Source organism: Dyella sp. ASV21, from assembly GCF_016428975.1.
GTDB lineage: Bacteria > Pseudomonadota > Gammaproteobacteria > Xanthomonadales > Rhodanobacteraceae > Dyella.
The window spans coordinates 1-395 of the sequence record NZ_JAELTT010000238.1 but is presented as its reverse complement, the minus strand read 5'-3'; the positions used below and the strand labels follow the sequence as shown (position 1 = coordinate 395).

The following is a 395-nucleotide window of genomic DNA, read 5'->3' as shown; positions in this document are numbered from 1 at the left end:
CCCCCCCCCCCCCCCCCCCCCCCCCCCCCCCCCCCCCCCCCCCCCCCCCCCCCCCCCCCCCCCCCCCCCCCCTCTTACACGCCTCAGACGCCACCCGCGATTCGGTCACGGGTCTCGTGGGCTCGGGATGTGTATAAGAGACAGGCATGCACCTGTACCAGCCCGCGCCAGAGCAGCCACGCAAGCAGCAAAAGCACCAGGATCAGCACCACCACCACCTCGCGCGGAGGCAGTATGGTGGAGGCCAGCGCCTGTCTCTTATACACATCTGACGCTGCCGACGACAACGTTCGGGTGTAGATCTCGGGGGTCGGGGGGTCGTTGAAGAGGGGGGGGGGGGGGGGGGGGGGGGGGGGGGGGGGGGGGGGGGGGGGGGGGGGGGGGGGGGGGGGGGG

The 395-nt window shown here is 75.2% G+C and carries 1 protein-coding gene; it reads right to left on the bottom strand.

Annotated elements, in window-relative coordinates; translation table 11 throughout:
* Positions 1–83: 83 nt before the first annotated feature.
* Positions 84–266 carry a hypothetical protein gene (locus JHD67_RS21600; RefSeq protein ID WP_199101188.1) on the bottom strand — a complete coding sequence of 61 codons (183 nt, stop codon included), beginning with the start codon at positions 264–266 and terminating at the stop codon, positions 84–86.
* Between the last annotated feature and the right edge of the window lie 129 nt (positions 267–395).